Genomic DNA, 3,493 nt, shown 5'->3' on the forward strand with positions numbered 1-3,493 from the left:
TGGCCCCGGGCAGCCGGTGGGCCCGGGCGCAGCCGCCGGCGTCCCGGCCGGCGCCTCGCCGACCGGCGGCACGGGGAGCGGCTCCCGGACCAGCGCGGTCCACGGGTCCGTCCCCGGCGGCCGCGGCGGATCGCCCGGGAGCGGCGGCAAGCGGACCGAGCCCGAGGACGAGCGGACCGACCTGACCAACCGGGAGACCGGGAACGTGTGGGGCTACGTCAATCCCAAGGAAGACCCGTACGCATAGCGGCACGACCACCCGAGAGGACCGAGCATGACCGACGAGCGAGCATTCGACCCCGCCGCCGCCGAGGAGTACCGGCAGTTCCTCCTGGACCTGCTCGACCGACTCGAGACCGAGGTGGTCCCGGTGCTCTCCGAGGGGACCCTCAGCCGGGCCCCGGCCTTCGGGTCGGCTCCGGGCGCGACCGGGAACGCCGCGGACCAGTACCTGGGCTTCCGGGCGGTCACCTGGCGCAACCTCCAGTACCTGCGGGGGACCCTGCACGGCCTGGCGGCGGCGCTGGCCGACACCGCGACTTCGGAGGCGGACAACGACGCCGAGATCAGCTCGATGTTCAACGGCTTCTATCCCTCGGACTCCGTACCCGGCCCGGACCTACCCGAGGCCGAGTAGGACGGCCGTGGCGTCGTCGTGGCGCTTGGCGCCGGGGCCGAACCTGCGGTCGGCCCGCTCGGCGGCCCGGACCTCGGCGATCAGGCGCTCGGCCCCGCCGGAGGCGGCCAGGCCCAGCAGTTCGGTCCAGGTGAGGCCGTAGCGCTCCACGAGGCGGGTGATGCCGTCGGTGACCAGGGCCGCCGACTCCAGTCCGGCGATCGGCTCGCTCCCGAACCGCGCCGCGTCGGCGGCGTCGGGATCGGCCGCGGCGACCCAGAACCCGCCGGGGCGGTTGCGGACCCGCGCCAGGTAGTCGACCGGGTAGCGGCGCAGGCCGCCGACCGGTTCGACTGGCGGCGGGTCGGTCAGCCGGGCCAGCCGGTCGTCGGATTCGGCGCGCGGTTCCCGGCCGCGCCGGTGCAGTACCACGGCGCTGTCGCCGAGGACCAGCCATTCGAAGCGGTCGCCGCCGAAGCGGGCGATCGCCGCCGTCGCGGCGGGCGTGACCGGGTTGCCGACGTCGCAGGTGCGGCGGTGCCGGTCGGTCACGGCCGCGATGCCCGCCCGCAACACCTCGCGGATATCGTTGTCCGTGGCCAGCTCGGCCGCCAGCGCGGCCCCGAGGTTCGCCACATACCAGGGCACGTCGTGGACGCATCCGTCGTCCGGATAGCGGGTCACCCCGTCCAGCACCAGCGCCCACGAGCCCGAGGCCAGCAGGTGGTCCTCGTTGGCCGCCGAGCTTCCCGCCGCGGTGGCGGCCGTGATCCGCGTGAGCGTCATCGCCGGTCGGCCCCTTCCCCTGGATTCGACCGACCAGCCTCCCACAGGTCCTCGTAACGGACGCTGACGATCCCTTCCTTGTCGCTCAGCAGCTTCGTCAGCTCGGCGACCGATCCGCGACCGTCCAAGGTGAGGATCGTTATGCGCTCGCCGGTCTCGCTGTCGAGTTCGGAGCTGACCTCGGCGACGCTGAAGCCCTTCTCCGTGCAGGTCGCCAGGGACTCGCTCAGCACCCCGGCGGCCGAGGTGTACCGCAGCCGGAGCCGACCGGAGTGGCGGGCGTGGCGGGCGATGAGGCGCTCGACCGGATTGAGCCCGGTGACGACGGCCAGGTGGAGCCCGGCGGCGGCGACCGCCAGCCACGGCAGCCCGGCGGCGCTGGCCATGGCCAGCGCGGTGGTCATCCAGATCGAGGCGGCCGTGGTCATGCCGAACACCAGGTTGCGCTGGATGAAGATCACGCCCGCGCCGAGGAAGCCGATGCCAGCCACCACCTGCGCCGCGATCCTGGCCGGATCGACGCCCGGGGTGCCGACGTCCAGGTCGAAGCCCCAGCGGCCGGCGACGACGAACAGCGCCGCGCCCATGGCGATGAGGCCGTGGGTGCGCATGCCCGCGGCCTTCCCCTGATACTCGCGCTCCGCGCCGACCAGGACCCCCAGGGCCACGGCCAAGGCGACCAGTCCGAGCTGGCTCCAGAAATCCATGCTCGCGCACGGGTACCCGTCCGGCGGCGGGCTCAATCCCGTTCGGGGTCTATGCCAGGAGGTCGGGCTCCCAGCCGCGGGGGCCGCTCCCGGTGCCGGGCTCACCGCGGACGAGCCGGTAGTGCTCGGCGCCGACCGCCTCGGCGCCCAGCTTCTCGCCCAGGACGGTCAGCCAGTCGCCCGGCGCGATCTGCGTGGGGTAGGCGCGCATCGCGGCCATCTTGCGCTCGGCGGCGGCCCGGTCGCCCGACACGCAGGCGTCGACCTCGTCGTCGGGGACGCCGAAGGGCAGCTCGTCGGGCGACTCGACGCCCTCGAACGGGTTGTCGGTGGCGCTCTTGAAGGTGTCGAAGTGCTCTTCGAGGGCGCTCTTGGGCATGGTCGTCCAGTAGACCTTGCGGCATTCGTGCGGCGTCCCGAGCTCGGGCCGCCAGTCGGCGCGGCCGGCCAGGTCGACCGCGCGCATGGCGACGCGGTGGGCCTGGATGTGGTCGGGGTGGCCGTAGAAGCCGTCGGGATCGTAGGTGACCAGGACTTCGGGCCTGCGGTCGCGGACGAGTTCGACCAGGAGGCCGGCCGCCTCGTCGAGGTCGGCCCGCCAGAACGAGCGCGGGTGGTCGTTGGAGGGCAGGCCCATCATCCCCGAGTCGCGCCAGCGGCCGGCGCCGCCGAGGAAGTGCGTGTCCTCCACGCCGAGGGCGGCGGTGGCGTGCCGGTACTCCCAGTAGCGGAAGCCGCCGAGCTGGTCGGCTTGGCCCGCGGCCAGCTGCGCGAACTCGGGCACCCGCACCTCGCCCTCCTCGCCGAGGGTGCAGGTGACGACGGTGACGTGCGCGTCGTCGCGGGCGGCGTAGTGGGCGAGGGTCGCCCCGGTGGAGACGGTCTCGTCGTCGGGGTGGGCGTGCACGAACATGATGCCGCGTTCGGTCATGCGCCAAGCCTAACCGCGACCGAAGACCCCAGCCGTCGACTCCAGCCCCACCAGAACCATTGAACCCACGAACGCTACAGAAGAATCCCGAGTTTTGCTCGCTATTGTGATGAACCCCATGCATTGGGCCCCAGTCGATGGCGTTATCCTGCGCTGAGCGAGCAGCCAAGCCCGCCTATCCGGAGTTCTCGCGCGAAGGGGCGCTGGTCGCTCGCTTCCCGGCACTTCGGCCGGGGCCTGTCTCGAAATTGGGATGGGCCGGAGCGACCAGACCGAGCCATCACTGCAGGAGGTGACCTCGATGGCTACGTTGGATACAGGACAGCAGACCCACCAGCCTGTGCTTCCTCAGCAGGTTGCTCTGGAATCCGTGCCAGCAGACAACCCGGAAGCAGGGACGAAACGGGGCACGGATGCCACATCGGCCCCCGGTTTCCAACATGGTCGAGGGGA

The 3,493-nt window shown here is 72.4% G+C and carries 4 protein-coding genes and 1 pseudogene; 2 read left to right on the forward strand and 3 right to left on the reverse strand.

Translation table 11 applies throughout. The features are described from left to right. A pseudogene (locus tag JFB92_RS23255) lies at positions 1–247 on the forward strand (hypothetical protein); the annotation flags it as partial. A gap of 27 nt (positions 248–274) precedes the next feature. Then, on the forward strand, positions 275–637 hold the full coding sequence (locus JFB92_RS23260) for a hypothetical protein (protein ID WP_199044122.1): 363 nt from the start codon (positions 275–277) through the stop codon (positions 635–637). On the opposite strand, the gene JFB92_RS23265 is transcribed toward JFB92_RS23260, so the two are convergent. The 3 genes from JFB92_RS23265 to mshB are packed head-to-tail and all read right to left on the reverse strand — an operon-like array spanning position 620 to position 3,040. Then, a complete protein-coding gene (locus tag JFB92_RS23265; protein ID WP_199044123.1) occupies positions 620–1,402 on the reverse strand; it encodes a hypothetical protein in 783 nt (260 codons plus the stop codon). The genes JFB92_RS23260 and JFB92_RS23265 overlap by 18 nt on opposite strands. Next, complete coding sequence (locus tag JFB92_RS23270) at positions 1,399–2,109, reverse strand: MgtC/SapB family protein (protein WP_199044124.1); 711 nt, start codon at positions 2,107–2,109, stop codon at positions 1,399–1,401. Before JFB92_RS23270 ends, JFB92_RS23265 begins: the two co-directional genes overlap by 4 nt. A 49-nt stretch (positions 2,110–2,158) precedes the next feature. After that, a complete protein-coding gene (mshB, locus tag JFB92_RS23275) occupies positions 2,159–3,040 on the reverse strand; it encodes an N-acetyl-1-D-myo-inositol-2-amino-2-deoxy-alpha-D-glucopyranoside deacetylase (RefSeq protein WP_199044125.1) in 882 nt (293 codons plus the stop codon). Between the last annotated feature and the right edge of the window lie 453 nt (positions 3,041–3,493).

This window comes from Glycomyces salinus, assembly GCF_016428645.1.
GTDB classification, from domain to species: Bacteria; Actinomycetota; Actinomycetes; order Mycobacteriales; family Micromonosporaceae; genus Glycomyces; species Glycomyces salinus.

Bases quoted from the DNA above. Each gene is read 5' to 3' on its own strand.
- JFB92_RS23260 (WP_199044122.1), top strand. From the start codon at position 275: ATGACCGACGAGCGAGCATTCGACCCCGCCGCCGCCGAGGAGTACCGG.
- JFB92_RS23265 (WP_199044123.1), bottom strand. From the start codon at position 1,402: ATGACGCTCACGCGGATCACGGCCGCCACCGCGGCGGGAAGCTCGGCG.
- JFB92_RS23270 (WP_199044124.1), bottom strand. From the start codon at position 2,109: ATGGATTTCTGGAGCCAGCTCGGACTGGTCGCCTTGGCCGTGGCCCTG.
- mshB (WP_199044125.1), bottom strand. From the start codon at position 3,040: ATGACCGAACGCGGCATCATGTTCGTGCACGCCCACCCCGACGACGAG.